The organism is Bordetella genomosp. 8, from assembly GCF_002119685.1.
Taxonomy (GTDB): Bacteria; Pseudomonadota; Gammaproteobacteria; order Burkholderiales; family Burkholderiaceae_B; genus Bordetella_C.
In genome coordinates, this window is record NZ_CP021108.1 from 1,533,921 (window position 1) to 1,558,941 (window position 25,021).

The following is a 25,021-nucleotide window of genomic DNA, read 5'->3' on the forward strand; positions in this document are numbered from 1 at the left end:
AGGGTGCCTCCGCCGCCCCAATTTCGCCATGCATCAAGCGGTCGCGCAGTCCCGCCAGCGGGGTTGCCTCGCGGATCAGGCGCAGGTACCAGCCGCCGTCGGCGGTGTCGCCGTACAAACAGGCGCCCACCAGCTTGTCGTCCTTGACGACCAGTTTCTTGTAGACGCCGTCCTGTGCGTCCGAGAGGGTGATGGCTTGCGTGCCGGCGCCGCCGATGAAGTCCCCGGCGGAGAATACGTCGATGCCGGTCACCTTCAGTTTGGTCGAGGTAATGCTGCCCGCGTAGCGGCCGGTACCGTGCAGGGCCAGGTGGTTGGCCGCGACACGGGCCTGTTCGAACAGCGGCGCGACCAGCCCATACGCGACACCGCGATGGCTGACGCATTCGCCCACGGCGTAGATACGCGGGTCGTAGGTCTGCATGGTGTCGCTGACGACGATGCCGCGGTCGACGTGGAGCCCGGCCTGCTCGGCCAGCGCCGTGTGCGGCCGGATGCCCACCGCCATGATGACGAGGTCGGTGGCGATCTCCTGGCCATCGGCGAAGCGCAGGCCACGCACGCGGCCGTCCGCGTCGCCCAGGATCGCCGCGGTCTGGCGCGCCATGAGGAAGCGCAGGCCGCGCGCCTCCAGGCTGCCGCGCAGCAGCCGGGCCGCGTGCGTATCCAACTGGCGGTCCAGCAGCGTCGCGCCCAGGTGCACGACGGAAACTTCCATTCCGCGCGTGGCGAGCCCGTTGGCGGCTTCCAGGCCCAGCAGGCCTCCCCCGATGACCACCGCGCGACGGTGCCGTGCGGCCGCTTCGATCATGTGGTTGACGTCCTGGATGTCGCGAAACGTCAGCACGCCCCGCAGCTCCCTGCCCGGCACGGGCAGCACGACCGGCGTGGAGCCGGTGGCCAGCAGCAGCTTGTCGTAGGGCGCGACGGTGCCGTCCTCGGCATGCACCTGCCGGCGCGCGCGATCGATACGGGTCACCGCGCGATTCAGCAGCAACCGTATGCCGTGTCGCGCATACCATTGCTCATCGTTCAGGACGATATCGCGCAAGGTCCGTTCGCCGGTCAGCACAGGCGACAGCATGATGCGGTTGTAGTTCGGATGCGGCTCGGCGCCGAATACGGTGACGTCGTACAGCCCCGCGTCCAGCGCGAGCAATTCCTCCAGGGCGCGGATGCCGGCCATGCCGTTGCCCACCACTACCAGCTTCTGCCTGCTCATGCCCGTCTCCCGTGGTCGCCGGCATCAGGCGGCGTTGTGCGCCCGTACCGCTTCGAGCTGGGATGCGGCCGCGGGCAGGGCGGCTGGCGCGGCCGTTGCGGTGGCATGCGGGCGCGATTCCACGGGATGCCCATAGCGGCGATGCAGGAAGTCCACCACGGCCGCGCGGCAGGCCAGGTAGCGGGGGTCTTCCGCCAGGGCGACCCGGTCGCGCGGACGCGGCAGCGCCACGTCCTGGATCTGGCCGATGGTGGCCGCCGGTCCGTTGGTCAGCATCACGACCCGATCGGATAGCAGCACGGCTTCGTCGACATCGTGAGTCACCATGATGGTGGTGGTGCGCGTCTTGGCGACGATCTTCAGCAGTTCGTCCTGGAGATGGGCGCGGGTCAATGCGTCCAGCGCGCCGAAGGGCTCGTCCATCAGCAGCACCTTGGGTTCGATGGCCAGGGCGCGGGCAATGCCCACGCGCTGCTTCATGCCGCCGGAAATCTCACGCGGCAGCTTGCCCTGGGCGTGGGCCAGCCCGACCAGTTCGAGCGCCGCATGCGTGCGTTCGGCCAGCCGCGCCTTGCTTTCCTGGCGGCCGTAAACCCTTTCCACCGCCAGGTGGACGTTCTGGAAACAGCTCAGCCATGGCAGCAGGGAATGGTTCTGGAACACGACGGCGCGGTCCGGACCGGGCCCGGCGATTTCTTTTTCCGCGCACAACAGCACGCCGGTGGTGGGGCGGGTCAGGCCGGCCACCAGGTTCAGCAGCGTCGACTTGCCGCAGCCGGAATGGCCGATCAGCGTGATGAACTCGCCCTGCGCGACCGTCAGGTCGATGTCGCGCAGGGCGACGAACGGGCCCTTGCGCGTATCGAAGACCTGCCCCACGTTTTCGACCCGTACGAACTTTTCCATGGCCTTATTCCTCGTAGGTGTAGCGCCGGGCCAGTTGCATCAGCAACACGTCCAGCGTCAGGCCGACGATGCCGATCACGAAGATCGCGATGACGATGTGTTCGACCTTGAGGTTGTTCCATTCATCCCACAGCCAGAAACCGATGCCGGTGCCACCGGTCAGCATCTCGGCCGCGACGATGACCAGCCAGGCCGTGCCGATGGACAGGCGTACGCCCGTTAGTACGTGCGGCAGGGCGGCCGGCAACAGCACGCGCGTCAGGATTTTCCATTCCGACAGGTCCAGCACCCGCGCGACGTTCAGGTAATCCCGCGGCACGCGCTGCACGCCGGCCGCGGTATTGAGGATCATCGGCCAGATGGAACAGATGAAGATGGTCCAGATGGCCGCCGGATTGGCCGCCTTGAACAGGAGCAGTCCCAGCGGCAGCCAGGCGAGCGGGGACACCGGCCTCAGCAGGCTGATGATGGGCGAAGCCAGGGCGTTCAAGGCCTTGAAGCGGCCGATGGCGAAGCCCAGCGGGATGCCCACCAGCGCCGCCAGCCCGAAGCCGCCGGCCACGCGCAGCAGCGACGCCAGCACGTTCCAGCCGATGCCGCGATCGTTGGGACCGTTGTCGTAGAAAGGATGGGCGAACAGCGCGACGGCCGCCTCCCAGGTCTTGGCCGGCGTCGGAATGGCCGGCACCAGCAGGGAGATGGTCTGCCACACCAGCACGAAGAGGGCGAAGCCGGCGACCGGTCCGACGACGGCTCGCAGGACACTCTCGACATGGTCGCGCCACGGCCACGCCGGGCGGGTGTCGGTCAGGGGTAGCGATCGATCCATGGCGCTCGTCCTCAGGTCTTGATCTTGAAGGCGTCCGCATACGCGGCCGGGTTGCTGCCATCCCACACGATCCCGTCGATCAGCGTGGAAGACCGCATCTCCTGCGCGGGCAGCGGAGCGCCCGCGGCCGTGGCGGCCTGTTTGTAGATGTCGATGCGGTTGATCTGCCGGGCGACGGCCAGGTAATCGGGATGGTCCTTCAGCAGGCCCCAGCGCTTGTGCTGGGTCAGGAACCACATGCCATCGCTCAAATACGGGAAGTTGACGGCGCCGTCGCCATAGAAACGCATCGCGTGCTTGTCGTCCCAGGTCTTGCCCAGGCCGTTGTCATAGCGGCCCAGCATGCGGTCGACGATCACGGCCGCGTCGGTGTTCACATAGGATTTGGCGGCGATCGTTTCCGCCGTCTTGCGGCGGTTTTCGGGGGAGGCGTCTATCCACTTGCTGGCCTCCAGGACGGCGGCGGTCACCGCGCGCGCGGTGTTGGGATAGCGGGAGACGAATTCGGCGGAGCCTCCGAGCACTTTTTCAGGATGGTCCTGCCAGATCTCCTGCGTCGTGACGGCGGTGAAGCCGACCTTGTCCAGGATGGCGCGCGCGTTCCAGGGCTCGCCCACGCAAAAGCCGTCCATGTTGCCGATGCGCATATTGGCCACCATCTGGGGCGGCGGCACGGTAATGACCTTGGCGTCGCGCATGGGGTGGATGCCGTTGGCGGCCAGCCAGTAATACAGCCACATGGCGTGCGTGCCGGTGGGGAAGGTCTGCGCGAAGGTGTATTCGCGCTTCTTTTCCGCCATGACGCGCGCCAGCGATGCGCCGTCGGTGACACCGGCGTCCTTCAACTGCTGCGACAAAGAGATGGCCTGGCCGTTCTGGTTGAGGCCCATCAATACCGCCATCTCTTTCTTCGGCCCGCCTATGCCCAGGTGTACGCCGTACACCAGTCCGTACAGGACATGCGCCACGTCCAGTTCGCCATTGATCAGCTTGTCGCGCACGCCGGCCCAGGATGCTTCCTTGGACAGCACGAACTTCACGCCGTGCTTCTGATCCAGGCCCAGCACCGACGCCATGACGACCGACGAACAATCGGTCAGCGGAATGAACCCTATCCTGACTTCGGTCTTCTCCGGCGCATCCGTGCCCGCGGCCCAGGCGCCGGCCCGCACACGGGGGTCGACCACGCCGAGGATGCTTGCACCCGCCAAGGTGCGGGTGGCCCAACCCATCAGGCGCCGGCGCTGGAAACTGGCTGGCGGAGCCGCGAAGGTCGGAGGCTGCGGCGTGGTCTTTAGCTTCATGCGATGTGTCCTTCGAAGGCAAAAAAAAACGTTCCGCGCGCCCAGGGCTATCCCTGGGTGCGCGGAACGTCGTTGTTCCGGTCGCCGCGTTGCGGCATATGACGGCCGCCGTTGGCCGTCGCTTCGTTCAAAGCAATCGCTATGCCAATTTCGCCATGACCGGCGCCGCAGTGGCTTTTTCCTGCGCGATCAATGGCTTGGCGACTTTCGAATGTGCGGGCGGGTTGCGGTGCGGTGTGCGGCGACGTGGCGCATGCCGCGCCATGGTGCGTTGCGATCGATGTCCTGCGCCAATGCGGTGCGGGAATAGTCGTCGATGGTGCGCGCGGCCCATGACCATGGGCGGCGCCAGCGCATCCCCGCCGGCGAAAAACGCGTCGTGATTGCGGGCGACGTCCGGCGGACACGCGCCATCGCCCGGCAAAATGGCATGCAATTTGCATCGCACAAACGCGGAGGAGAGGACAGACACATGCTCAGGGTTATGTTGATCAGGGATGGCGAAGGACGCGTGGCCGAGTTGCGGAACACCCTGGAACAGGGCGGCGTCCGGATCGTGGCCGAAGTCCTGCCGGACGCCGACTTGCCCGCCGCCGTCGCGCGCCATGCGCCGGATGTCGTGCTGATCGACGCCGACGCGCCTTCACGCGATACGCTCGAGGGCGTTTGCGTCGCCAGTGCGCACAGCGACCGCCCGGTCGTCATGTTCACGGAGAGCAATGATCGACAGACCATGCGGGCGGCGCTGCAGGCCGGGGTGGCCGCCTACGTCGTGGGCGAGGTGCCCGCGTCACGCATCCGCAGCCTGCTGGACGTCGCCATCGAGCGCTATGCCGTGGATCGCGCGCGCCGCGAGGAACTGACCGAAGCCAAGCTGCGGCTGGCCGAGCGGCAGGCCGTGGAAAAGGCCAAGGGGCTGCTGATGTCCCTGCGCGGGGTGTCGGAAGAAGAGGCCTATCGCATGCTGCGCGAACACGCCATGAAGAGCCAGAAGCGTATCGGCGAAGTCGCGCAAGCCATGGTGGACGCGGCGGGCTGGCTCAAAAGCTGATCGCCGATCAGAGATACGGCGTCGCCAGCCAGATCACCTTGTTGCGCAGCCGGACCAGGAAGGGCGCCGACGACAGCAGTTCCAGCGTCTGCGGCCTGGCCGTGGCGATGGTCGCATCGATCCGCTTGCCGAGCGCCAGGGCGACCTGGCGGTCGTAGATTTCCGTGTCCAGCTCGAAATTCAGCCGCAGGCTGCGCGGGTCCAGGTTGGACGATCCCGCGTACGACCAGGCGTCGTCGACCGTCATGAGCTTGGAGTGATCGAACATCCCGGTCGTGCGCCATACCCGGCAGCCGCAGCGGATGACCTGGTCCAGCTGTGCCGTCATGGCGTAGTCCACCAGGCGCAGGTTGTTCCTGCCGGGAATGACGATATCCACGCGCACCCCGCGCCGCGCAGCCGTGGCCAGCGCGCCGATCAGCGTCTGGTCCGGCAGGAAGTAGGGCGACTGGATGCGTACGTGGCGCTGGGCCACCGCCAGTGCGCCCAGCAGCATGTTGTGGGTGCTGCCCAGCGAACGGTCGGGACCGGACGGCACGCAGCGCACCGCGGCGCTGCCCGGCGTCGGGTCCGCGGCGTTGGCCGCGTAGTTGAACCACAGGCTGCCCGCCAGGGATTCGCCCGTCGTGAAATCCCAGTCGTGGGCGAATACCGACAGCAGCTGGATCACCAGCGGTCCTTCGACGCGGAAATGCGTATCGCGGTTGGTCTCCTGGCGCGCCAGGGCGCTGACGAAGGCGGCGCGGATGTTCATGCCGCCGGAAAACCCGATACGGCTGTCCACGACCAGGATCTTGCGGTGGCTGCGCAGATTGGCGTACGGCATGCGCAGGAAGCCCAGCGGATTGGTCATGAAACGCGCCGTCGGCACGCCGCCTTTCTTCAGCATCCGGATGATGGGCGGACGCGAATAATGCGCGCCCACGGCGTCGATCAGGACGCGGACCTGTACGCCGCGCGCCTGCGCTTCGATCAAGGCCTGCGCGAATTCGCGGCCGATGGGATCGTTGTCGAAGATATAGCTTTGCAGCGCCACGGTATAGCGGGCCTGGCGGATGGCCTGGATCATGGCCGGATACGCTTCATCGCCGCCGTCCAGCATCCGCACGGAATTGCCACCCACCAGCTGGAAGTGGCTGACCTTGTCCGCCAGGATTTTCAAGGAGGCGAACTGCGGCGCGGACAGCGGGACGACGTCCAGTTCCACCGCCGAGGGCTCGCGCGCATAGGCCACCATGGCGTCGTCGCGCTGCTGCGAAACGCGTGTGATGCGTATGCGGTTGACGCCGGCGACGAAATAGGCGGCCGCGCCGAACAGCGGCGAAAACAGCGTGATGCCGACCCAGCCGATGGCGGCGCGCACGTCGTTCTTGGTCATGGCGGCATGTACCGCGGCGCCGGCGCCGGCGACCAGGCTGACCGTGAAAACGATATGCGGCCAATAGGTTAGAAGGATCTGATGCAGTTCGCGCATATGGTTATTGGGTTTGTTGCCGGGCGAGTTGCAAGCGTGCTGGCCGGCCCCGCGGAGCCGCCTTGGTCGGGAGGATACCAAGCCCGGGCGTGAAACTGGGCCGATGGCGCCATCAACGCCGCGCTTCAGGTGGCGGGGAACAACACTTGAAATGAGGTCGGCAACTCGTGCTAGAATCTCGCTTCTTTGCTGCGGTGGCTGTAGCTCAGTTGGTAGAGTCCCGGATTGTGATTCCGGTTGTCGTGGGTTCGAGTCCCATCAGCCACCCCAATAGCACTTCCGCAGTAGTTCATTGAATCAGGCGCCTACCGTTCTCGGGGCGCCTTTTTCATTTGCGCATTCGGCGGGACGCGGCCTGTCCGAGGCCCATGCGCCTAGGGAATCCACCGATGGCCGCGCGGCACGCGTCTGCCTAGACTTAATATGTATAAACATAAATATAAGTCTGGTCTATTGACCCACGGAGGAGACGATGCCCAAGCTTGCCCGTTCGATCGCGGTGATGGCCGCCATGTTCGCGTACGTCGCGATCGCGATGCAGGTCTCGCGTGCGCAGAGCGTCGATATCAAACAACCGCTGACCATCGCCAGCCAGGGCAGCTTCTTCGTCGGCGGCCGGGAGGTGAAGTCCGAGACCTTGTCCACGCTGCCGCAGGTCGACCCAAAGGGCACGGTGACGGTGGAGCAGATGTATGTGCAATACCAGGTGCCGGTCGACGCCAAGCCGGTCCAGGTGGTGTTCATTCACGGCTGCTGCCTGACGGGCGCCTCCTGGGAGACGACGCCGGACGGCCGCATGGGGTGGTCGGAGTATTTCGTGCGCAAGGGTTATCCGACCTACGTCATCGACCAGGCGGCGCGAGGCCGCTCGGCGATGAACGCGGCGGCGGTCTACGGCGTCAAGACAGGCAAGTTGCAGCCGGATGCGCTGCCCGTCGGTTTCCAGGCAGGGCGCGAGGTCGCCTGGCCGCTGTTCCGCTTCGGCCCGCGCTATCCCGAAGCCTATGCGGGCTCGCAGTACCCGGTCGAGGCCCAGGAGCAACTCTGGAAGCAGATGGTCCCGGACTGGGCCTATTCGATGTCCATGCCGAACCCGACCGTGCCCGCGTTGAACCTGCTGGCCCAGCGGCTCGGACGCACGGTCCTGGTCAGCCACTCGCAATCCGGGATCTATCCGTTCCAGGCCGCCGCGCGCAGCCGCACGGGGATCGCGGCCATCATTTCCATCGAGCCCGCCGCATGTCCGGCGGCCGACGGCGACCTGGCGCCCTATACGGGCATCCCCGTCATGGTCCTGTTCGGCGACTATGTCGCGCAGTCCGCCGTGTGGGCGCCGCGGCTGGCGTCATGCGAGGCATTCGCCCAGGCCGTCAACAAGGCCGGCGGGAAGGCCAGGGTCCTGCAATTGCCGCAGGCAGGCATGCATGGCAACACGCACATGCTGATGCAGGACCGCAATAACCTGCAGGTCGCCGATCTGCTGTCGAAATGGATCGATGACAGCGTGGATCGATGACAGCGCGCCTGGCCCGCGCTAGGCCACGTTCAGCGACATCGAGTACTTCATCTTGTCGTGCGGAAAGGTGGTGATGGTGGCCAGCAATAGCAAGCCGCCGCTGCCGTAATAGCGCCGCGTGATCACGAAGCCCGCCGTCTCCGGTTCCACCTGCAGTTGCCGGGCGATGGGCGCGGCGATGGGCGTGGCCGAGAACTCCTGGTTCACCTCGTGGATGCGGTTGCCGAAGTGATCCTCGATCAGGCGCAGCAGCGAAATGCGCGGCTGGATGTCGGCGCGCAGGTCGGCATGCGCCGGATTGGCGTAGATCACCGTGCACGCCACCGGCGTGTCCTGGTCGTCCAGCGTCTTGACCGAATTGATGTGTAGCCACGGTTGGCCGGGCTCGGCGCCCAGGGCCTCGGCCTGCCGCTTGCCGAGCTTGATCGTGCGCACGTCCCGCACCAGCAGGGCGGCGTTGCGCGCATATTGCAGCAGGTCGGGAAACTGCGAGATGCGCTGCGTGAAACGGGTGCTGGCGTGGGCGGTCTCGACCCGCGTGCCCACGCCCGGGCGGCGCGACACCATCCCGGCCACCGTCAACATGCGGATGGCCTCGCGGATGGTGTGACGGCTGGCGCCGAATTTCTCGCACAGTTCGTGTTCGGTGGGCAGCAGCGTCATGACCGGATAGCGGCCGCTGCCGATGTCGCGCGCAAGCTGCTGGTAAATACTTTTGTAGCGTGGACTGCCAGCCTCGTCGTCCAGCCCCGTGGCCTGGCCGCGTGCCTCGCGCGCGTCGGCGGGAGCGAGCACGCCTTCGGAGGATCGGGTCATGGGTGGTTCCTTTGCTCTTTCCATCGGGGTTTGTCCGGACAATAACCGATTGACAAGGCCATGACGCTGGATCCATTATTTGTCCGGACATTCATGTACGGACAAATTGTACGGCGGACATGGGGTCGCGGGGCAAGCGGGTCCGCTTTTTTTTCGCGGCGAGTTCATCCCCGGATGCAAATGGCACAGGCGGTTCCCGCAGTTCTCTTCCAATAAACGGGGGTTTTCATGGGCAAGGTACTCGCAGTCCTGACGGCGGCCACGGTGGCCATTGGTATGTGCGCCACCGCGCAGGCGCAGCAGAAACTGGTGGTCGCCGGCTACGGCGGTTCGTTCGAAGACATCATGCGCAAGGACATCTTCCCGCCCTTCGCCAAGCAGCATGGCGTCGAGCTGGATTACGTGGCCGGCAACTCCACCAACACGGTGGCGCGCTTGCAGGCACAGAAGAGCAACCAGCAGATCGATGTTGCCATCATCGACGACGGTCCGATGTACCAGGCCATCGCGCTGGGCTTTTGCGAGCCCATCAAGGGCCTGCCGGTCGACGACATCTACGGCACCGCGCGCTACAAGGACGACAAGGCCGTGGCCATCGGTATCGTCGCCACCGGCATCATGTACAACAAGAAGGTCTTCGATGAGCGCAAATGGGCCGCGCCCACCTCATGGAAGGACCTGAAGGATCCCAAGTACAAGAAACAGCTGGTGGTGCCGCCGCTGAACAACACCTACGGCCTGCACGCCCTGGTGGAATACGCCCGCGAAGGCGGCGGGGGCGAGAAGAAGATCGATCCCGGCTTCAAGACCTTCAAGGACGAGATCGGTCCCAACGTACTGGTGTACGAACCTTCGCCCGGCAAGATGACCGAGCTGTTCGCCAGTGGCCAGGCCACCATCGCGGTGTGGGGCAGCGGCCGCGTCAAGGCCTTCGCCGATACCGGCTTCCCGGTGGGCTTCGTCTACCCCCAGGAAGGCGCCTATGCCTTGCTGTCGTCGGTGTGCCCGGTGGCCAAGGCCAACGCCAATCCGCTGGCGCAGGCTTTCGTCAACTACCTGGTCAGCCCCAAGGTGCAGGAGCAACTGGCCACCGCCTATGGCTACGGCCCGGTCAACAAGCAGGCCAAGGTGGTCGACGATCCGCGCGTGCCGCTGCCGATCGGCAAGCGCGCCGCCGAGCTGATCGTGATCGACTGGGACACCGTCAACCAGAACCGGGACGACTGGAACAAGCGCTGGACGCGTGAAATCGAGCGTTGAGGCAACGGCGGCGCGGGCGCGCCGCCAGCGGGAGCATCCATGAGCTATCTCGTATTGAACGGCCTGTCCAAGCGCTACGGCGACCTGACGGCGGTCGAGCACCTGAGCCTGTCGGTCGAACGCGGCGAGTTCATCTCGCTGCTGGGACCGTCGGGCTGCGGCAAGACCACGACCCTGCAGATGATCGCCGGGTTCGTCGAGCCCAGCGGCGGCAGCATCGTGCTGGACGGCAAGGACGTCAGCCGCATCCCGGCCAACAAGCGTGGCCTGGGCATGGTGTTCCAGAACTACGCCCTGTTTCCGCACATGACCGCGGCCGAGAACGTGTCGTTCGGCCTGGAGATGCAGCGCATCGGCAAGGACGAGCGGCAGGCGAGGGTGGCCGAGGCGCTCGAACTGGTGGGCCTGTCGCACCTGGCCGACCGCCATCCGGCGCGCATGTCGGGCGGCCAGCAGCAGCGCGTGGCGCTGGCGCGCGCGCTGGTCATCCGCCCCAGGGTGCTGTTGCTGGACGAACCGCTGTCGAACCTGGACGCCAAGCTGCGTGAGGAAATGCAGCTGGAGCTGCGCAGCATCCAGCGCACTGTCGGCACCACCACCATCCTGGTGACGCACGACCAGTCCGAAGCCCTGGCGCTGTCCGACCGCATCGTGGTGATGAACCATGGCCGGGTCGAGCAGGTGGCCGAGCCCTTCGCGGCCTACGAGGCGCCATCGAACCGCTTCGTCGGCGGGTTCCTCGGCAAGGCCAACGTTTTCACGCCCACGGCGCAGCCCTATGAGGGCGAGACGCGGGCCCGCATCGGCGAGGCCCATATCGCCATGGAGGGCCAGCCGGTGCCGCATGGCGCGGTGATCGTGCGGCCCGAAAAGATCCTGTTCTCCGAGGCCGGGGCATGTTCGCTGCCTGGCCGCATGAAGACGCGCGTGTTCCAGGGCAACCACTGGCTGTGCCAGGTCGACACCTCCGTCGGCGAGGTGCTGGTCATCCGCCAGAACGACGGCGTGCCGGTGCCCGCCGAAGGCGAGACCGTGCATCTGCGCTGGCGCGCGCAGGACATGTGCGCGGTGGCCGGACAGGAGACCGCGCAATGAGCGCGCGCGCCAACCCCTGGCTGCTGAGCGCACCGGCGCTGGTCGTCTATGCCACCTTCCTGGTGGTGCCGATGGCGCTGGTATTCCTGATCAGCTTCTTCGACTTCCAGTTCTACGGTGGCATCCAGGCCACCTTCACCTGGAAGAACTACGTCGACATCCTGAGCGACGGCTACTACTACGAAATCTACGCCCGCACCTTCGGCGTGGCGGCGCTGGTGACGGTGGCCTGCCTGGTGCTTGGCACGGCCGAAGCCTACGTGCTGTCGCGCATGGCCAATCCCTGGAAGAGCCTGTTCTTGATGGTGGTGCTGGGACCGCTGCTGATTTCGGTGGTGGTGCGCACGCTGGGCTGGGCGCTGCTGTTCGGCTCGACCGGCCTGATCAACAAGGCGCTGATGGGCACCGGCCTGGTCTCCACGCCGATCGACCTGATGTACAGCAACCTGGGCGTGGGCATCGCGCTCACGCATGTGCTGGTGCCGTTCATGGTGATCTCCGTCTGGGCGTCGTTGCAGCGGATCAATCCGTCGACGGAGGCCGCCGCGCTGTCGCTGGGCGCGAGCCAGTTCACCGTGATACGGCGCGTGATCGTGCCGCAGGTCATGCCGGGCATCCTGTCCGGTTCGATCATGGTGTTCGCGATGGCCTCCAGTTCGTTCGCCACGCCCGCCATCATCGGCGGCCGGCGCCTGAAGAACGTGGCCACCGCCGCCTATGACGAATTCCTGAATACGCTCAACTGGCCGCTCGGCGCGGCGCTGGCGGTGCTGCTGCTGATGGCGACCGTGGTGGTGCTGCTGTCGGCCAACCGGCTGATCGAACGCCGTTACGGCGCTGTCTTCAATCCGTCGGGAGCCTGACATGAACTTCCGCAACGGTCCCATCGGCCTGCTGTTCCATACGCTGTTCATCCTGTTCATCCTGGCGCCCATCGTGATGGTGTGCGCGGTCGCGTTCACGTCCGAAGGCTTCATCTCGCTGCCCAGCGGCGGGCTGTCGCTGCGCTGGTTCCGCGCCATCCTCGACAACCCGCGCTTCATCGACGCGTTCTGGTTCAGCCTGGGCCTGGGTACGCTGTCGGCGACCCTGGCGATCGGGCTGGCGGTGCCGGGCGCGTTGGCGCTGGCGCGCAACCGCTTCCGTGGCCGCGAAGCCTTGCTGGCCTTCTTCCTGTCGCCGCTGATGATCCCGCACGTGGTGCTGGGACTGGCCTTCCTGAAGTTCTTCACCACCGTGGACCTGGCCGGCACCTATGTCGGGCTGGTGGTGGCGCACGTGATCCTGGTGATGCCTTATGCGCTGCGGCTGGTGCTGGCGTCGGCCACGGGCATCGACCCCGCGCTGGAGCGCGCGGCGCAGTCGCTGGGCGCGTCGAACTGGACCGCGTTCCGCCGCGTGGTGCTGCCGCTGTTGCTGCCGGGCGTGGTGAGCGGCTGGGTGATCGCCTTCATCACCAGCTTCGACGAGCTGACCATGTCGATCTTCATCGCCTCGCCGTCCACCACCACGCTGCCGGTGCGCATCTTCCTGCACATCGAGGACACCATCGATCCGCTGGTGACGGCCGTGTCGGCCGTACTGATCTACGTGACGATCATCGCCATCTTCATCCTGGATCGCGTGGTGGGCCTGGAAAAGCTGTTTGTCGGAAAGGGACGTTAACGATGGACGAAACACAAGAAGGGGCGCCGCGCGCGCCGGCGCATCGCGGCATCCACGATGCCGTGGTGGTCGGCGGCGGCCTGGTCGGCTCGGCCATTGCCTACGGGCTGCGGCGCGAGCTGGACCACGTCGCGGTGCTCGACGAAGGCGACGTGGCCTACCGCGCCTCGCGCGGCAACTTCGGCCTGGTATGGGTGCAGAGCAAGGGCATGGGGCTGCCGCGCTACGGCGTGTGGACCATGGCCTCGGTCACCGCCTGGCCGCAACTCGCGGCCGAGCTGCTGGAGCAGACCGGCGTGGACGTGCGCCTGGAGCAGCGAGGCGGCCTGCATGTGCTGCTGAGCGACGAGGAAATGGAAGCGCGCGCCACCTTCATGCGCACGCTGCTGGGTCAGCCCGGCATGGCGCAGTACGACTGGAAGATGCTGGATCGCCACGAGCTGGCCGACCTGGTGCCCGGCATCGGTCCCGAGGTACGCGGCGCCACCTGGACGCCGGTGGACGGCATCGCCAATCCGCTCAAGCTGCTGCGCGCGCTGCATATGTCGTTCGCGCAACGGGCGGTGGATTACCTGCCGCGCTGTCCGGCCCAGGACATCCGCCAGCGCGACGGCGTATTCGAAGTCGCCACGCCGACCGGCACGGTGCGTGGGCGCAGGCTGGTGCTGGCCAGCGGCCTGTCGAACAAGGCGCTGGGCGAACAGGTCGGCCTGACGGTGCCGGTGCGTCCGCAGCGCGGCCAGATCGTGGTGCTGGAGCGCACCCGCCGCCTGCTGGAAACGCCGCTTTCCACGCTGCGGCAGATGGACGAGGGCACCTGGCTGATCGGCGATTCGCAGGAAGAGGCCGGCTACGTGGACAACCAGGTGGGCCTGCCTATCCTGGGCACGCTGGCCGACCGCGCCGTGCGCACCCTGCCCGCGCTGCGCGAGGTACGGGTGGTGCGCAGCTGGGCGGCGCTGCGCGTGATGTCCAAGGACGGTTTCCCCGTCTACCAACAATCCGAGACGTGCCCCGGCGCCTTCGTCGCCACCTGCCACAGCGGCGTCACGCTGGCCGCCGCGCACGCGCTCAAACTGGCGCCCATGATCGCCGCCGGCCGGCTGGCCGACGACATGGCGCCTTTCTCGACCCGGAGGTTCCATGTTCAAGAGGCTTGACGAAGCACAGCGGCAGGCGCAGGGCACGCCGGTGCGGGTGACGGTCAATGGCGCCGAATTGCTGTGCCGCGCCGGCGACAGCGTGGCCGCGGCATTGTTCGCCGGTGGGGTGCAGGCCTGTCGCGATACGGCGGTGGGCGAGGTGCCGCGTGGACCCTATTGCATGATGGGCGTGTGCTACGACTGCCTGGTCACGATCGATGGCCAGGCCAACCAGCAGGGCTGCATGATGGCCGTGCGCGAAGGCATGAAGATCGAGCGCCAGCTGGGCGCGCGCAAGGTGCAGGCATGATCGAAACGACGCAATGCGATTTGCTGGTGGTGGGCGCCGGTCCCGCCGGGCTGGCCGCGGCCACCACGGCCGCCCGGCTGGGCGTGGACACCGTGCTGCTGGACGAACAGCCCGCGCCGGGTGGGCAGATCTACCGCGCCATCACCACCACGCCGGTCACCGATCGCGCCGTGCTGGGGCCGGACTATTGGCACGGCGCCACGCTGGTCGAGCCGTTCAGGCAATCGGGCGCGCGCTATGTGCCGGGCGCGACCGTGTGGGCGGTGGCCGAGCGGACCGCGCCCGAGCCGGCGCTCGGCTTCGAGGTCGCATATTCGGTGGCGGGCGAGGCGCGCATCGTGTATGCGCGGCGCCTGTTGCTGGCGACCGGTGCGCAGGAACGCCCCTTCCCGATCCCGGGCTGGACGCTGCCGGGCGTCATCACCGCTGGCGCGGCGCAGATCCTGCTGAAGTCGGCCGGCGTGGTGCCGGCCGACCGTACCGTGCTGGCCGGCTGCGGTCCGCTGCTGTACCTGGTGGCCTGGCAGTACCTGAACGCCGGGGTGAAGGTCGACGCGCTGCTCGAAACCACGCCGCCCGGCCGCCTGCGCGAGGCCTTGCCGAAGGTATGGGACTTCCTGCGTTCTCCCTACCTGGGCAAGGGACTGTCGCTGCTGCGCGCGGTGAAGGCGGCGATACCCATCGTCAAGGGCGTGACGGCGCTGGAGGCGCTGGGCCAGGACAAGCTGGAAAGCGTGCGCTACACCACCGCGGCGGGGAAAACCGAGACGCTGCCCGCGCAGCAATTGATGCTGCACCAGGGCGTCGTGCCCAACGTCAACCTGTCGCGCGCCATCGGCGCCGAGCATCGCTGGAACGCCGCGCTGGATTGCTGGGAGCCGGACGTGGACGACTGGGGTTTGACCTCGGTGGACGGCGTCGGCATGGCGGGCGACGGCGCCGGCATCGCCGGTGCGCTGGCGGCCGAGCAGCGCGGCCGGCTGGTGGCATTGCAGGCGGCGCACCTGCTGGGCCGCATCGACACGGCGCGGCGCGATCGCGACGCCGCCGCGCCGCGCGCGGCGCTGGCGCGGGCGGTGCGCGGACGCGAATTCTTCGATGTCTTGTACAAGGCCCCGGAGACCTTCCGCCGTCCCACCGGCGACACCATCGTCTGCCGCTGCGAGGAAGTGACCGCGGCGCAGGTGCGCGAGACCGTCAAGCTCGGCTGCAGCGGCCCGAATCAGATGAAGGCTTTCCTGCGCTGCGGCATGGGACCGTGCCAGGGCCGCTTCTGCGGCCTGACGGTGTCGGAGATCATCGCCGCGGAACGCGGCGTGCCGGTGCCGGAAGTCGGCTACTACCGCCTGCGCTTCCCGACCAAGCCGCTGACGCTGGGCGAGCTGGCGTCGCTGCCGCAAACCGACGAGTCCCGCCAGGCAGTGGTGCGCCTGAAGAAATAGGAGGCCGCCATGACCGACGCCTCCGGTTCGGCCGCCGTCATCATCATCGGTGGCGGCCTGCACGGCAGTTCGGCGGCGCTGCACCTGGCGCGCGCCGGCGTGCCGGCGCTGGTGATCGAGAAGAACTACGTCGGCCGCCATGCCTCGGGCGTGAACGCGGGCGGCGTGCGCACGCTGGCGCGCAACCTGGCCGAAGTGCCGCTGGCGCTGGCCTCGCGCGAGCTCTGGTATCGCATCGGCGAGCTGGTCGATGACGATTGCGGCTTCGAACAGCACGGGCAGGTACGCGTCGCCGAAAACGAAGCCGACGCGGCGACGCTGCGCGAGCGCCTGGCGACGATGCAGGCGCATGGCTACACCCATGAACAATGGATCGCCCGCGATGAATTGCTTGCAATGATTCCCGCCCTGGCGCCCACGGTGCATGGCGGATTGATCGCGCGCGAGGATGCCGCCGCCGATCCCTACCGCACCACCATGGCGTTCCGCCGCAAGGCCGCCAGCCTGGGCGCGCGTTTCCTGGAGGGCGTGCGCGTGCTGCGCAGCTCGCACGAGCGGGGACAGTGGCGGGTCGAGACGGACGCGGGCGTATATACCGCGCCGCAGGTGCTCAACTGCGCCGGCGCCTGGGCCGACCGCATCGCCGCCGAATGGGGCGAGGCGGTGCCGCTGGCCCCGATCAGCCCGATGATGCTGGTGACCCTGCGCATGGACCATTTCCTGGATGCGGTAGTGCTGGGAACCGGCCGTCCGCTGTCGTTCAAGCAGCGCGCCAACGGCACCGTGCTGATCGGCGGTGGCCGCCGCGCCTGGGTCGACCGCGACGCGGAATGGACCGAACTGGATTTCCACTCGCTGGCCGAGGGCGCACGCACGGTGTGCGACCTGTTTCCGCATATGCGCCAGGCGGTCGTGAATCGCGGCTGGGCCGGCATCGAGGCCGCCATGCCCGACGAGATTCCCGTCATCGGCCGCAGCAGCCGTTACGACAGCGCCTTCCACGCCTTCGGTTTTTCGGCGCATGGCTTCGAACTGGGGCCGATCGTCGGCCGCATCATGGCCGACCTGATCACCACCGGCGCGACCGATCTGCCGATCGCGCCGTTCTCCATCGATCGGTTCACTGGGCCCTCCGGTGCACCACTTTCCATTTCCAAGGAGCGTCATCCATGACTGATATCGTGCGCAAGGATTCCAATCAACGCCTGAGCCGTATCGTGATCCACGGCGATACCGTATACCTGGCGGGCATGACTTCTTCCGCCCAGGGCGGCATCGTCGCCCAGACGCGCGACGTGCTGGCCAAGATCGACGACTGTCTGGCGCAGGCCGGTACGGACAAGGCGCGGCTGCTGTCGGTACAGATCTGGCTCAAGGACATCGAGCGCGATTTCGCCGGCATGAATCAGGTATGGGCCGAATGGGCGCCGGCCGATGCGCTGCCGACGCGGGCGACCTGCGAGGCGAAACTGGCCTCGCCCGATCTGCTGGTGGAGATCATCGTCACGGCCGCCAGGCGCTAGCGCCATTAAGCATCCTTGAACGCCCGCTTAGAAAACTTGAACTGGACGCGGGTGCCGTCGCCTTCCTAGACTGCCGTCATTCGAGAATAACGACAGGCTGGAGACGAGGTGCTGAGTAAAGTGCTGGACAATGTCCGGGTGTTGGACCTGTCGCGTATCCTGGCGGGTCCGTGGTGCACCCAGAACCTGGCCGACCTGGGCGCGGAAGTGATCAAGGTCGAGCGGCCCGGGCAGGGCGACGACACGCGCAAGTGGGGGCCGCCGTACCTGCGTTCGACCGACGGCGCCGACACCTTCTCGGCCTACTTCACCTGCTGCAACCGCAACAAGCAATCCATCTGCCTGGATTTCGCCGACGCCGGTGACCGCGATACGCTGCTCGCGCTGGTGCGCGGCACCGACGTCCTGGTGGAGAACTACAAGGCGGGCACCCTGGCCCGCTACGGCCTGGACTATGCCACCCTGAAGTCGATCAAGCCCGACCTGATCTATCTGTCGATCACCGGCTATGGCCAGGATGGCCCCAAGGCCGCGCGGCCGGGCTATGACTATATCTTCCAGGGCATGGGCGGCCTGATGGGCTATACCGGCCGCGCCGACGACGAAGCCGGTGCCGGGCCGCTGCGCGCCGGCATGCCGGTGGTGGACGTGAGCACCGGCATGTACGCGACGTCGGCCGTGCTGGCGGCGCTGCTGCGGCGCGCCCGCACCGGCGAAGGCGGCTACCTGGACATCGCGCTGCTGGATGTCGCGGTGGCCATCAATGCCAACCAGGGCGCCAATTACCTGGTGTCCGGCCGCAATCCCGAGCGTACCGGCAACGCCCATCCCAATCTGGCGCCGTACGAGGTTTTCCGCGCCAGCGACGGTCATTTCATACTCGCGGTCGGCAACGACGAACAATTCGCACGCCTGTGCGCGCTGTGCGGGCGTCCGGAACTGGCGGCCGACCCGCGCTTCCTCCACAACACCGGCCGCGTGGAGAATCTGCCGGCGCTGCGCGCCATCCTGGCCGACATCCTGATCCTGCGCGACCGCAAGCACTGGACCGACGGCCTGGAGGCCGCCGGTATTGCCTGGGGCCCGGTCAACAGCCTGGAAGAAGTGTTCGCGGACGAGCAGGTGCGCCATCGCGGCATGCTGCGCCACGCCGAACATCCGCGCTTCGGCACGATCCCGCTGGTGCGCAATCCCATGCTCGCCGGCGAGCCGGATGCGCCGCTGCGGCCGCCGCCGCTGATGGGCGAGCATACCGACGCCGTACTGGGCCGGCTCGCGGCCCGCGACAAGCCCTAGATCCAACCATAACCTGGAGACAACCATGCATCGTTCCCTGCGCCGCGCCGCCTGCGCGCTGGCCATCACTCTTGCCACGTCCGCGCCGGCGCTCGCGGCCTATCCTGACCACACCGTGCAGCTCATCGTGCCGTATGCGCCGGGCGGAACCACCGATCTGCTGGCGCGCATCGTCGCACCCAAGCTGAGCGAGGTATTGGGCCAGTCCGTGGTGGTGGTGAACAAGCCCGGCGCGGGGGGCGCGCTGGGCAGCGCCTTCGCGGCGCGCGAAGCGGCCGACGGCTATACCCTGGTGATGGCGGTGGAAAGCTCGCACGCCGTGAACCCGAACGTCCACCAGAAGTCCAGCTACGATCCGGTGAAGGACTTCGCGCCCATCAGCAACCTGGCGAACGTGCTGGGCGTGCTGGACGTCAGCGGCAGCTCCGACATCAAGACCTTCCAGCAGCTGCTGGACACGCTGAAGGCCAAGCCCGGCCGGCTGGCCTTCGGCTCTTCCGGCAGCGGCGGCTACAGCCACCTGTTCGGCGAGCTCTTCCTGAGCAGCACGCAGACCAAGATGCTGCACGTACCCTACAAGGGCTTGGGGCCGGCGCTGGTCGACCTGATGGCGGGCCAGGTGCAGGTGGTGTTCGACAACCTGCCGTCGTCCGCCGGCTTCATCGCCTCGGGCAAATTGCGCGCACTGGCGGTGGCGTCGCCGACGCGCGTCAAGAGCCTGCCCGACGTGCCCACCTATGCCGAACTCGGCTACCCGCAATTGAACACGCCCAGCTGGTTCGGCCTGGCGGCGCCCAAGGGCACGCCCGAGCCGGTGCTGGATACGCTGAACGCGGCGATCAAGAAAGTGCTGGCCGAGCCTTCGGTGGTGCAGGCCATCGAACAGCAGGGCGCGGTGCCCGACTACACCACGCGCGCCCAGTTCGCCGCCATCATCGTGCGGTCGAACGAGGTGTGGCGCAAGGTGGTCAGCGATATCGGCTTCGAGAAGATGTGATCATGGCATTCGAACATCCCCATGCCGCGGTCGCGGTGGACGCACGCGGCGTAGCCACGCTGCAGATCCGCGACGCCGGCAAGCTGAACATACTCAGCCGCCGCGTGGTCGACGGCCTGATCCTGGCGCTGGAGCACCTGGCCGGGCGCGACGACGTCCGCATCGTGGTGCTGCGCGCCGAACAGGAAAAGGCCTTCGTCGCCGGCTCCGACATCACGGAGATGGCCGCCTTCGACCAGGCGGGCGCCATCGAATACATCGATCGCCTGCGCCTGCTGTGCGACGGCGTGCGTTTGCTGGCGACGCCGGTGATCGCGCGCATTCCGGGCTGGTGCCTGGGCGGTGGCATGGAGCTGGCCCTGGCCTGCGACCTGCGCATCGCTTCCGACGCCGCCCGCATGGGCATGCCGGAGGTCAAGGTAGGCGTTCCGTCCATCATCCATGCGGCGCTGCTGCCCCGGCTGATAGGCAAGGCCCGCGCCAGCTGGATGCTGTTGACCGGCGAAGTGGCCGATGCGCAGGAAGCCCTGGCCTGGGGACTGCTGGACCGCGTGGTGCCGGCGGCGGACCTGGATCGCGAGGTCGACCGGATTGCGGGTATGCTGGCCGGCCTGGGCCCTCGCGTGCTGGCCCAGCAGAAGCGTTTGCTGCGAGAGTGGGAAGACGAGCCGCTGGAATCGTCCATCCGCAATGGCGTGCTGGAGTTCGGCGTGGCCTTCGGCACAGGCGAACCAGGGCTCTACATGCGCGGCTTCCTCGAAGAAAAAGCGCGCGCCAAGGGCGGTTGACCGGCAGGGCCGGCGCTCGCCTGGCCACGGAATGTCGCCATGTCATACGAGCTGAAGGATCTGCGCCTGTTCAAGGCCATCGTCCAGGCCGGCAACCTGTCCGCCGGCGCCGCCGCCATGCACATGACGGCGCCGGCGGCGAGCTATCGCCTGAAGAATCTGGAATACGCGGCGGGCAGCCCGCTTTTCCTGCGCACCGCCAAGGGCATGACGCTGACGGCGGCCGGCGAAGCGCTGGCGCGCCACGCGGACATCCTGCTGGCCGCGTTGCAGACGATGCAGGAAGAAGTCGGCGCCTACGCACGCAACCTGAAAGGCCGCATCCGGCTGCTGGCCAACAGCAGTTCGCTCAACGGTTTCATCATTCCCAGCCTGGCGCGTTTCCTGGCGGGCAATGCGCATATCGATGTGGACCTGCAGGAGGCCGACAGCGAGACGATCGCGGCCGCGATCCGCCGCAACGAGGCCGATATCGGCATCTTCGCCGGACGCAACACCGAGGCCGACCTGCGCTGCGCGCTATATGCCATCGATCGGCTGGTTTGTGTGGCGCGGCCCGACCACCCGCTGGCCACGCGTGACCGCATCGCCTTCGCCGAAGCGCTGGAGCATGGCTTCGTCTGCATGGACCGCGCGAGCAGCAATTTTCACTTCCTGCAGGCGCAGGCCCAGCAGGCGGGGCGCGCGCTGTCCGTACGCGTGCATGCGCATGACTTCGCATCGACCCTGTACCTGGTGCGTGCCGGGGTGGGACTGGCGCTGGTGCCCACCAGCGTGGCCGAGCCGGGCTTGCGGGACGGCAGCCTGGCGGGAATCGCGCTGACCGATGCCTGGGCGCTGAGGGCGCTCCACTTGGTGACCCGGGCGGACGCGCCGGCCGCCGGCCTGGCGCGGCAATTCGCCGAAGTGCTGCTGCACGATCCGCAAGTGGCGGCCACGCGCACGCGCGAACCCAATGGCGCGTGGCCGGAAGCCGGCGATTGAGCGGCGAACGCGGACAGGATGCCGGTGCCGGACGCCAGCGCTAGGGATGGGCAGCCTGGGGCGCTGAGGGCAATCGCTGCGCCCGCATGGCGTCGAATTCGTGCGGATCGTGGCTGCAGCAAATGGTGACCTCGTTTTCATGGCCCTGCCGCAGCGCACGCAGCCTGGCCTGGTTGCCCAGCCGCGCCTTGCGGTCTTTCTCCATCATCCACTGATAGAAGCGCAGGCCGGGTGTGCAACGCGGCCGGTCAGGATCGAGCTCCTGATGATAGAAGTACGCGTCGCCCGCTTGCAGCAGCCAGCCCTCGTCGCGGCGCACCGCCACGCCGGCGTGGCCCAGTGTATGCCCGTGCAGCGGGACGAGGGCGATGTCCTCCCGGACTCCCTCGATCCCGCGGGTGCCCGAGAAACCGAACCAGGTGTCGCCCGTCGCCGGATACTCCTTCCAGCGCCGCCTGGATGACCATTGGCGCGGCCGGTAGCGCTGGCGGTCCAGCCAGGTCGACTGCCGGGACGCCGCTTCGCGCTCGGGGCGCGAGAGGTGCACGGTCGCCTCGGGGAAGTCGTCCAGGCCGCCCGCGTGATCGAAGTCGAGGTGCGTAAGCGCAATGTGCCTGACGTCGCGCGCCTGATAGCCCAGCCGTTCGATCTGCCGGACCGCCGTCATGGATTCCTTGAAGTCCGGTTTCAGCAAGGCCAGGAAGAACGCGCTCAGGCGCGTGCGCGGCGCATGCACGTCGCGCAGGCCAAAGCCCGTGTCGATGAGCACCAGCCCGTCGCGCGCGGTTTCGACCAGGATGCAGTGGCAGCAGAGCGTGCCGCGGCACAACAGGCAATCGCTGCGCCCATCCATGAGATGGCCGCCCAACGGGCAGGACGAGATGCAGTTCAGATGATGGATTCGCATGATGGCGCCGAGAGGTAGGCAGCCTTCGGCGCTGCAAGCGGTATGCCGTGGGCCATGCTTGGGTGACAGGCATGGTTACACGACATTACGGTGGCAGGCCCCCGTAAATACGCCCGCGAGCGGCGGCGTCTGGCACCATTCGCTCCGTTGGCCGTGGGATCCATGATGCGATTCCAGGAAGGCCGCTTCCAGACTGGAGTTCGCCATGGCGTGGAACACAACGGATGCCGACGTCTATATACGTATCCTGGTCGACGACCTGGTCGTGACCATGGGACAGAGCAGCGGCATCTACTGGGTCGATAGTTCGAAGGCCTACGTGTCGCGAGGTAGCGTCATCTGCTGGAAAGTCGAGATGCTGAACCCCAAGTCGCCCGGCCTGTCCACGATCGTGGAGGTCGGCGACTGCAATGCCTGGGGTACGACAGGGACACCCCAGATCGCCGCCGATATCAACGACGGCACCGCATACGTGGGCACGGTGGAAACCGCGGGAACGTACCAGTACATCGTTTCGCTTGACGTGGTGGCGAGTACGGGCCAGGTCAACACGATAAAGATTACGCCGACGATCAACGTTTCATGATCCAGCTGTCCGTGAATTCCATCATGCAGTGGAGCCTGCCATGACTAACGAAATACAGGTAAAGCCGGAAATACAGGTATTGCCGCCGTCCAGGAACCTGGCGACACGGTCGAAGGCCGCGCTGGTTCCGTCGGAAGACTGGAGTCCCACGAATCCGCAGACCGTGGTCAGGATAATGGTCGACACTGCCAGCGTGGCTGCCAGCGGGGGCGGCGCGATCGGCATCGGCCAGGCATATATGTTCGATAACCGTGCCGACAACGGCAGCGGCGCCGAGGGGACGCTCGAGTTGAAGACCGTGGCCCATCCCAGGGACTACATCGGCTTCTATATCGATGCCATCAATCCCAATCTCGGCGATCAGCTTGCCATCATGGGATTTTCGATTACCAGCGGCGACGTGTTCGGCGGCAGCGCCGGCCATCCGGTGCAGAAGAGCTACAACTATTGGGTGGGCCAGATCATCAACGCGTCGAACTCGGCGTACAGGATCAGTTGCTCCCTGACGACGAATGGGCTCAACCAGCAGCAGTTCTTCTTCTCGTGGGACCCGTTCCTTTACGTGGCCTAGGATACGCTCTCGGAGGTGGCCCGCCATGGCTATCGCATTCGCGACCGCGCCCACCGGCGCGGATGACACCATCCATGCTTTCCTCAACGGCTTCGTCGGAGGCGGCTTCCTGGAGCAGATGCCGGCCAAGGCGCGCTTCGATCCGCACGACGTCTCCATTTCGGAATGCCTGCGCATGTACTACCTGCGGGACGACGATCTTGCCGCGGCGCGACCCTTGGACCAGGCCAGGCCCGGTGGTTGGCGCTATCTGCTGGTCTCCGGCGGATCCGTCATCAACGATATCTGCGTCGATTCGGACGCGACCGGCAAACCCGTCGTGGTGTCGACCAGCATCGACACCCCGTTGACGGCGTCCACGGTCGCCGCCTTGCTGGCGGCCGAAGCCGATCCGAGGACCGCTGCCCAGGATTACGAAGCCCGCGAACTGTATTGCGCCCGAGCCGAATACGTGGCCGTGTTATGGCTGCATGGCGCGGCCGGCGACCTGTTCGTGCCGATGGCGCCCACCGTAGTGGCGGGTCCGATCGCGCACCACCAGGTGTACGACGCGGCGACTTTCCTGGCCTGGCTGAAGCGTTAACGTGGAGCGACCCATGGATCCGAGCACTCAATCGCGCCTGCCCGCCTGCCTGTCATTGAAGCGGCTTTCCCTGGACAGCGGCGTGCAGGGAAAGACGGGCGAACTGGTGGGGACGCCGGGCGGTGGCGCCACGACATCCTATCCCAGCTTTCTTGAAGGGCAGCAGCACACCCAGTGGTGCTGGGCCGCGGTGGCCACGGGCCTGGGCAATTACTATCAAAGCCAATCCGGCCCGACCTACACGCAGTTGCAGATCTACTGCGCGGTATTCGGACTCACGCAGAATCAATGTTCGGGTGCTTCGTACACGGAGGCGCTCTGCAACAGGGCCCACGAACTGGTGAGCCCCTTGCAGTTCGTCGGCGCGCTGAAGAAGCTGGTGCTGGGCATGCCGTCGCGCCAGGTGCTTCGAACCGAACTGGTGAACGATCGCCCGTTCGCCGTGTATCTTTCGCGTGGCGAAGCCACGGCCATGGGCCATTTCGTGGTCATCAGCGCCTACAACCTGCGTTCGGTCGCCGGCAGCTCGGATCCCGTGCCCATGTGGTACATCTGCGATCCCTGGGCCGGCGGCACGCAGCGATGGGTCACCTGTGACACCTTCCCGGAACAATACCCCGGCGATCCCAACACGACCTGGGGCTACACCTATTACACCGCGAAGATGACGCCCGGTTCCCTGTCCGGATGACCGGCGGCGCAGGCTGGCTTCATCTGGCCGGTTCCCGCCGCCACGCCGGCGCGGTTCCTATAC

General features: G+C 66.8%; 25 protein-coding genes, 1 tRNA gene and 1 pseudogene. 20 read left to right on the top strand and 7 right to left on the bottom strand.

What is annotated here, in order from left to right; all coding sequences use genetic code 11:
• Positions 1 to 22: 22 nt before the first annotated feature.
• The 4 genes and pseudogenes from CAL12_RS07030 to CAL12_RS07045 all read right to left on the bottom strand — a co-directional run.
• A pseudogene (locus CAL12_RS07030) lies at positions 23 to 1,222 on the bottom strand (NAD(P)/FAD-dependent oxidoreductase); the annotation flags it as partial.
• Between the two features lie 24 nt (positions 1,223 to 1,246).
• On the bottom strand, positions 1,247 to 2,128 hold the full coding sequence (locus tag CAL12_RS07035; protein ID WP_086063836.1) for an ABC transporter ATP-binding protein: 882 nt from the start codon (positions 2,126 to 2,128) through the stop codon (positions 1,247 to 1,249).
• Between the two features lie 4 nt (positions 2,129 to 2,132).
• Positions 2,133 to 2,957: a nitrate ABC transporter permease gene (gene ntrB, locus CAL12_RS07040; protein WP_086063837.1), complete on the bottom strand. Its 825-nt coding sequence runs from the start codon at positions 2,955 to 2,957 to the stop codon at positions 2,133 to 2,135.
• An 11-nt stretch (positions 2,958 to 2,968) separates the two neighbouring features.
• Complete coding sequence (locus CAL12_RS07045) at positions 2,969 to 4,189, bottom strand: CmpA/NrtA family ABC transporter substrate-binding protein (protein ID WP_232464838.1); 1,221 nt, start codon at positions 4,187 to 4,189, stop codon at positions 2,969 to 2,971.
• Positions 4,190 to 4,733: 544 nt separating this feature from the next.
• On the opposite strand from CAL12_RS07045, the gene CAL12_RS07055 reads away from it, so the two are divergent.
• On the top strand, positions 4,734 to 5,312 hold the full coding sequence (locus tag CAL12_RS07055; RefSeq protein ID WP_086063840.1) for an ANTAR domain-containing response regulator: 579 nt from the start codon (positions 4,734 to 4,736) through the stop codon (positions 5,310 to 5,312).
• A 7-nt stretch (positions 5,313 to 5,319) separates the two neighbouring features.
• Here the strand turns inward: CAL12_RS07055 and CAL12_RS07060 are convergent, their stop codons facing one another.
• The gene (locus tag CAL12_RS07060) at positions 5,320 to 6,786 is read right to left on the bottom strand and encodes a phospholipase D-like domain-containing protein (RefSeq protein WP_086063841.1); all 1,467 of its coding nucleotides are present in this window, start codon (positions 6,784 to 6,786) and stop codon (positions 5,320 to 5,322) included.
• Between the two features lie 194 nt (positions 6,787 to 6,980).
• Between CAL12_RS07060 and CAL12_RS07065 the strand changes: the two genes are divergently transcribed.
• Positions 6,981 to 7,056: transfer RNA gene (locus CAL12_RS07065), tRNA-His, on the top strand.
• Positions 7,057 to 7,258: 202 nt separating this feature from the next.
• Positions 7,259 to 8,302, top strand: a complete 1,044-nt coding sequence (locus CAL12_RS07070; RefSeq protein ID WP_086063842.1) for an esterase — start codon at positions 7,259 to 7,261, stop codon at positions 8,300 to 8,302.
• Positions 8,303 to 8,320: 18 nt separating this feature from the next.
• On the opposite strand, the gene CAL12_RS07075 is transcribed toward CAL12_RS07070, so the two are convergent.
• Positions 8,321 to 9,118: a GntR family transcriptional regulator gene (locus CAL12_RS07075; RefSeq protein WP_086063843.1), complete on the bottom strand. Its 798-nt coding sequence runs from the start codon at positions 9,116 to 9,118 to the stop codon at positions 8,321 to 8,323.
• A 228-nt stretch (positions 9,119 to 9,346) separates the two neighbouring features.
• Between CAL12_RS07075 and CAL12_RS07080 the strand changes: the two genes are divergently transcribed.
• From CAL12_RS07080 to CAL12_RS07140, 13 genes are all read left to right on the top strand, one after another.
• Positions 9,347 to 10,378, top strand: coding sequence for an ABC transporter substrate-binding protein (locus tag CAL12_RS07080; RefSeq protein WP_086063844.1), 1,032 nt, complete (start codon positions 9,347 to 9,349; stop codon positions 10,376 to 10,378).
• A gap of 39 nt (positions 10,379 to 10,417) precedes the next feature.
• A complete protein-coding gene (locus CAL12_RS07085) occupies positions 10,418 to 11,473 on the top strand; it encodes an ABC transporter ATP-binding protein (protein ID WP_086063845.1) in 1,056 nt (351 codons plus the stop codon).
• Positions 11,470 to 12,336 (top strand): ABC transporter permease, encoded by an 867-nt coding sequence (locus CAL12_RS07090; protein ID WP_086063846.1) that lies wholly within the window; start codon positions 11,470 to 11,472, stop codon positions 12,334 to 12,336. Before CAL12_RS07085 ends, CAL12_RS07090 begins: the two co-directional genes overlap by 4 nt.
• A gap of 1 nt (position 12,337) precedes the next feature.
• Entirely contained in the window at positions 12,338 to 13,138 is an 801-nt protein-coding gene (locus CAL12_RS07095) for an ABC transporter permease (protein WP_086063847.1), read from the top strand.
• A gap of 2 nt (positions 13,139 to 13,140) precedes the next feature.
• Positions 13,141 to 14,298: an NAD(P)/FAD-dependent oxidoreductase gene (locus CAL12_RS07100; protein ID WP_086063848.1), complete on the top strand. Its 1,158-nt coding sequence runs from the start codon at positions 13,141 to 13,143 to the stop codon at positions 14,296 to 14,298.
• Positions 14,282 to 14,590 (top strand): (2Fe-2S)-binding protein, encoded by a 309-nt coding sequence (locus CAL12_RS07105; RefSeq protein ID WP_086063849.1) that lies wholly within the window; start codon positions 14,282 to 14,284, stop codon positions 14,588 to 14,590. The genes CAL12_RS07100 and CAL12_RS07105 overlap by 17 nt, the downstream gene beginning before the upstream one ends.
• Entirely contained in the window at positions 14,587 to 16,032 is a 1,446-nt protein-coding gene (locus CAL12_RS07110) for an FAD/NAD(P)-dependent oxidoreductase (RefSeq protein ID WP_086063850.1), read from the top strand. Before CAL12_RS07105 ends, CAL12_RS07110 begins: the two co-directional genes overlap by 4 nt.
• A gap of 9 nt (positions 16,033 to 16,041) precedes the next feature.
• Positions 16,042 to 17,205, top strand: coding sequence for an NAD(P)/FAD-dependent oxidoreductase (locus CAL12_RS07115; RefSeq protein WP_086063851.1), 1,164 nt, complete (start codon positions 16,042 to 16,044; stop codon positions 17,203 to 17,205).
• On the top strand, positions 17,202 to 17,555 hold the full coding sequence (locus tag CAL12_RS07120) for a RidA family protein (protein WP_086063852.1): 354 nt from the start codon (positions 17,202 to 17,204) through the stop codon (positions 17,553 to 17,555). The genes CAL12_RS07115 and CAL12_RS07120 overlap by 4 nt, the downstream gene beginning before the upstream one ends.
• A 108-nt stretch (positions 17,556 to 17,663) precedes the next feature.
• Positions 17,664 to 18,851, top strand: a complete 1,188-nt coding sequence (locus tag CAL12_RS07125; protein WP_086063853.1) for a CaiB/BaiF CoA transferase family protein — start codon at positions 17,664 to 17,666, stop codon at positions 18,849 to 18,851.
• A 25-nt stretch (positions 18,852 to 18,876) separates the two neighbouring features.
• Positions 18,877 to 19,848 carry a Bug family tripartite tricarboxylate transporter substrate binding protein gene (locus tag CAL12_RS07130; RefSeq protein WP_086063854.1) on the top strand — a complete coding sequence of 324 codons (972 nt, stop codon included), beginning with the start codon at positions 18,877 to 18,879 and terminating at the stop codon, positions 19,846 to 19,848.
• A 2-nt stretch (positions 19,849 to 19,850) separates the two neighbouring features.
• Positions 19,851 to 20,636 (top strand): enoyl-CoA hydratase, encoded by a 786-nt coding sequence (locus CAL12_RS07135; protein WP_086063855.1) that lies wholly within the window; start codon positions 19,851 to 19,853, stop codon positions 20,634 to 20,636.
• A gap of 39 nt (positions 20,637 to 20,675) precedes the next feature.
• Positions 20,676 to 21,620, top strand: coding sequence for a LysR family transcriptional regulator (locus tag CAL12_RS07140; RefSeq protein WP_086063856.1), 945 nt, complete (start codon positions 20,676 to 20,678; stop codon positions 21,618 to 21,620).
• Positions 21,621 to 21,660: 40 nt separating this feature from the next.
• Here the strand turns inward: CAL12_RS07140 and CAL12_RS07145 are convergent, their stop codons facing one another.
• Complete coding sequence (locus CAL12_RS07145; RefSeq protein WP_086063857.1) at positions 21,661 to 22,527, bottom strand: MBL fold metallo-hydrolase; 867 nt, start codon at positions 22,525 to 22,527, stop codon at positions 21,661 to 21,663.
• 205 nt (positions 22,528 to 22,732) lie between these two features.
• On the opposite strand from CAL12_RS07145, the gene CAL12_RS07150 reads away from it, so the two are divergent.
• The 4 genes from CAL12_RS07150 to CAL12_RS07165 are packed head-to-tail and all read left to right on the top strand — an operon-like array spanning position 22,733 to position 24,958.
• Positions 22,733 to 23,113, top strand: coding sequence for a hypothetical protein (locus tag CAL12_RS07150; protein ID WP_086063858.1), 381 nt, complete (start codon positions 22,733 to 22,735; stop codon positions 23,111 to 23,113).
• A gap of 40 nt (positions 23,114 to 23,153) precedes the next feature.
• On the top strand, positions 23,154 to 23,684 hold the full coding sequence (locus tag CAL12_RS07155) for a hypothetical protein (RefSeq protein ID WP_086063859.1): 531 nt from the start codon (positions 23,154 to 23,156) through the stop codon (positions 23,682 to 23,684).
• 25 nt (positions 23,685 to 23,709) lie between these two features.
• On the top strand, positions 23,710 to 24,267 hold the full coding sequence (locus tag CAL12_RS07160) for a hypothetical protein (RefSeq protein WP_086063860.1): 558 nt from the start codon (positions 23,710 to 23,712) through the stop codon (positions 24,265 to 24,267).
• 13 nt (positions 24,268 to 24,280) lie between these two features.
• Positions 24,281 to 24,958 carry a papain-like cysteine protease family protein gene (locus tag CAL12_RS07165; RefSeq protein WP_086063861.1) on the top strand — a complete coding sequence of 226 codons (678 nt, stop codon included), beginning with the start codon at positions 24,281 to 24,283 and terminating at the stop codon, positions 24,956 to 24,958.
• Positions 24,959 to 25,021 lie beyond the last annotated feature (63 nt).

Excerpts from the sequence above, each read along its gene's own strand:
- CAL12_RS07035 (WP_086063836.1), bottom strand. The coding sequence starts at position 2,128 with ATGGAAAAGTTCGTACGGGTCGAAAACGTGGGGCAGGTCTTCGATACG.
- ntrB (WP_086063837.1), bottom strand. The coding sequence starts at position 2,957 with ATGGATCGATCGCTACCCCTGACCGACACCCGCCCGGCGTGGCCGTGG.
- CAL12_RS07045 (WP_232464838.1), bottom strand. The coding sequence starts at position 4,189 with ATGGGTTGGGCCACCCGCACCTTGGCGGGTGCAAGCATCCTCGGCGTG.
- CAL12_RS07055 (WP_086063840.1), top strand. The coding sequence starts at position 4,734 with ATGCTCAGGGTTATGTTGATCAGGGATGGCGAAGGACGCGTGGCCGAG.
- CAL12_RS07060 (WP_086063841.1), bottom strand. The coding sequence starts at position 6,786 with ATGCGCGAACTGCATCAGATCCTTCTAACCTATTGGCCGCATATCGTT.
- CAL12_RS07070 (WP_086063842.1), top strand. The coding sequence starts at position 7,259 with ATGCCCAAGCTTGCCCGTTCGATCGCGGTGATGGCCGCCATGTTCGCG.
- CAL12_RS07075 (WP_086063843.1), bottom strand. The coding sequence starts at position 9,118 with ATGACCCGATCCTCCGAAGGCGTGCTCGCTCCCGCCGACGCGCGCGAG.
- CAL12_RS07080 (WP_086063844.1), top strand. The coding sequence starts at position 9,347 with ATGGGCAAGGTACTCGCAGTCCTGACGGCGGCCACGGTGGCCATTGGT.
- CAL12_RS07085 (WP_086063845.1), top strand. The coding sequence starts at position 10,418 with ATGAGCTATCTCGTATTGAACGGCCTGTCCAAGCGCTACGGCGACCTG.
- CAL12_RS07090 (WP_086063846.1), top strand. The coding sequence starts at position 11,470 with ATGAGCGCGCGCGCCAACCCCTGGCTGCTGAGCGCACCGGCGCTGGTC.
- CAL12_RS07095 (WP_086063847.1), top strand. The coding sequence starts at position 12,338 with ATGAACTTCCGCAACGGTCCCATCGGCCTGCTGTTCCATACGCTGTTC.
- CAL12_RS07100 (WP_086063848.1), top strand. The coding sequence starts at position 13,141 with ATGGACGAAACACAAGAAGGGGCGCCGCGCGCGCCGGCGCATCGCGGC.
- CAL12_RS07105 (WP_086063849.1), top strand. The coding sequence starts at position 14,282 with ATGTTCAAGAGGCTTGACGAAGCACAGCGGCAGGCGCAGGGCACGCCG.
- CAL12_RS07110 (WP_086063850.1), top strand. The coding sequence starts at position 14,587 with ATGATCGAAACGACGCAATGCGATTTGCTGGTGGTGGGCGCCGGTCCC.
- CAL12_RS07115 (WP_086063851.1), top strand. The coding sequence starts at position 16,042 with ATGACCGACGCCTCCGGTTCGGCCGCCGTCATCATCATCGGTGGCGGC.
- CAL12_RS07120 (WP_086063852.1), top strand. The coding sequence starts at position 17,202 with ATGACTGATATCGTGCGCAAGGATTCCAATCAACGCCTGAGCCGTATC.
- CAL12_RS07130 (WP_086063854.1), top strand. The coding sequence starts at position 18,877 with ATGCATCGTTCCCTGCGCCGCGCCGCCTGCGCGCTGGCCATCACTCTT.
- CAL12_RS07135 (WP_086063855.1), top strand. The coding sequence starts at position 19,851 with ATGGCATTCGAACATCCCCATGCCGCGGTCGCGGTGGACGCACGCGGC.
- CAL12_RS07140 (WP_086063856.1), top strand. The coding sequence starts at position 20,676 with ATGTCATACGAGCTGAAGGATCTGCGCCTGTTCAAGGCCATCGTCCAG.
- CAL12_RS07145 (WP_086063857.1), bottom strand. The coding sequence starts at position 22,527 with ATGCGAATCCATCATCTGAACTGCATCTCGTCCTGCCCGTTGGGCGGC.
- CAL12_RS07150 (WP_086063858.1), top strand. The coding sequence starts at position 22,733 with ATGGCGTGGAACACAACGGATGCCGACGTCTATATACGTATCCTGGTC.
- CAL12_RS07155 (WP_086063859.1), top strand. The coding sequence starts at position 23,154 with ATGACTAACGAAATACAGGTAAAGCCGGAAATACAGGTATTGCCGCCG.
- CAL12_RS07160 (WP_086063860.1), top strand. The coding sequence starts at position 23,710 with ATGGCTATCGCATTCGCGACCGCGCCCACCGGCGCGGATGACACCATC.
- CAL12_RS07165 (WP_086063861.1), top strand. The coding sequence starts at position 24,281 with ATGGATCCGAGCACTCAATCGCGCCTGCCCGCCTGCCTGTCATTGAAG.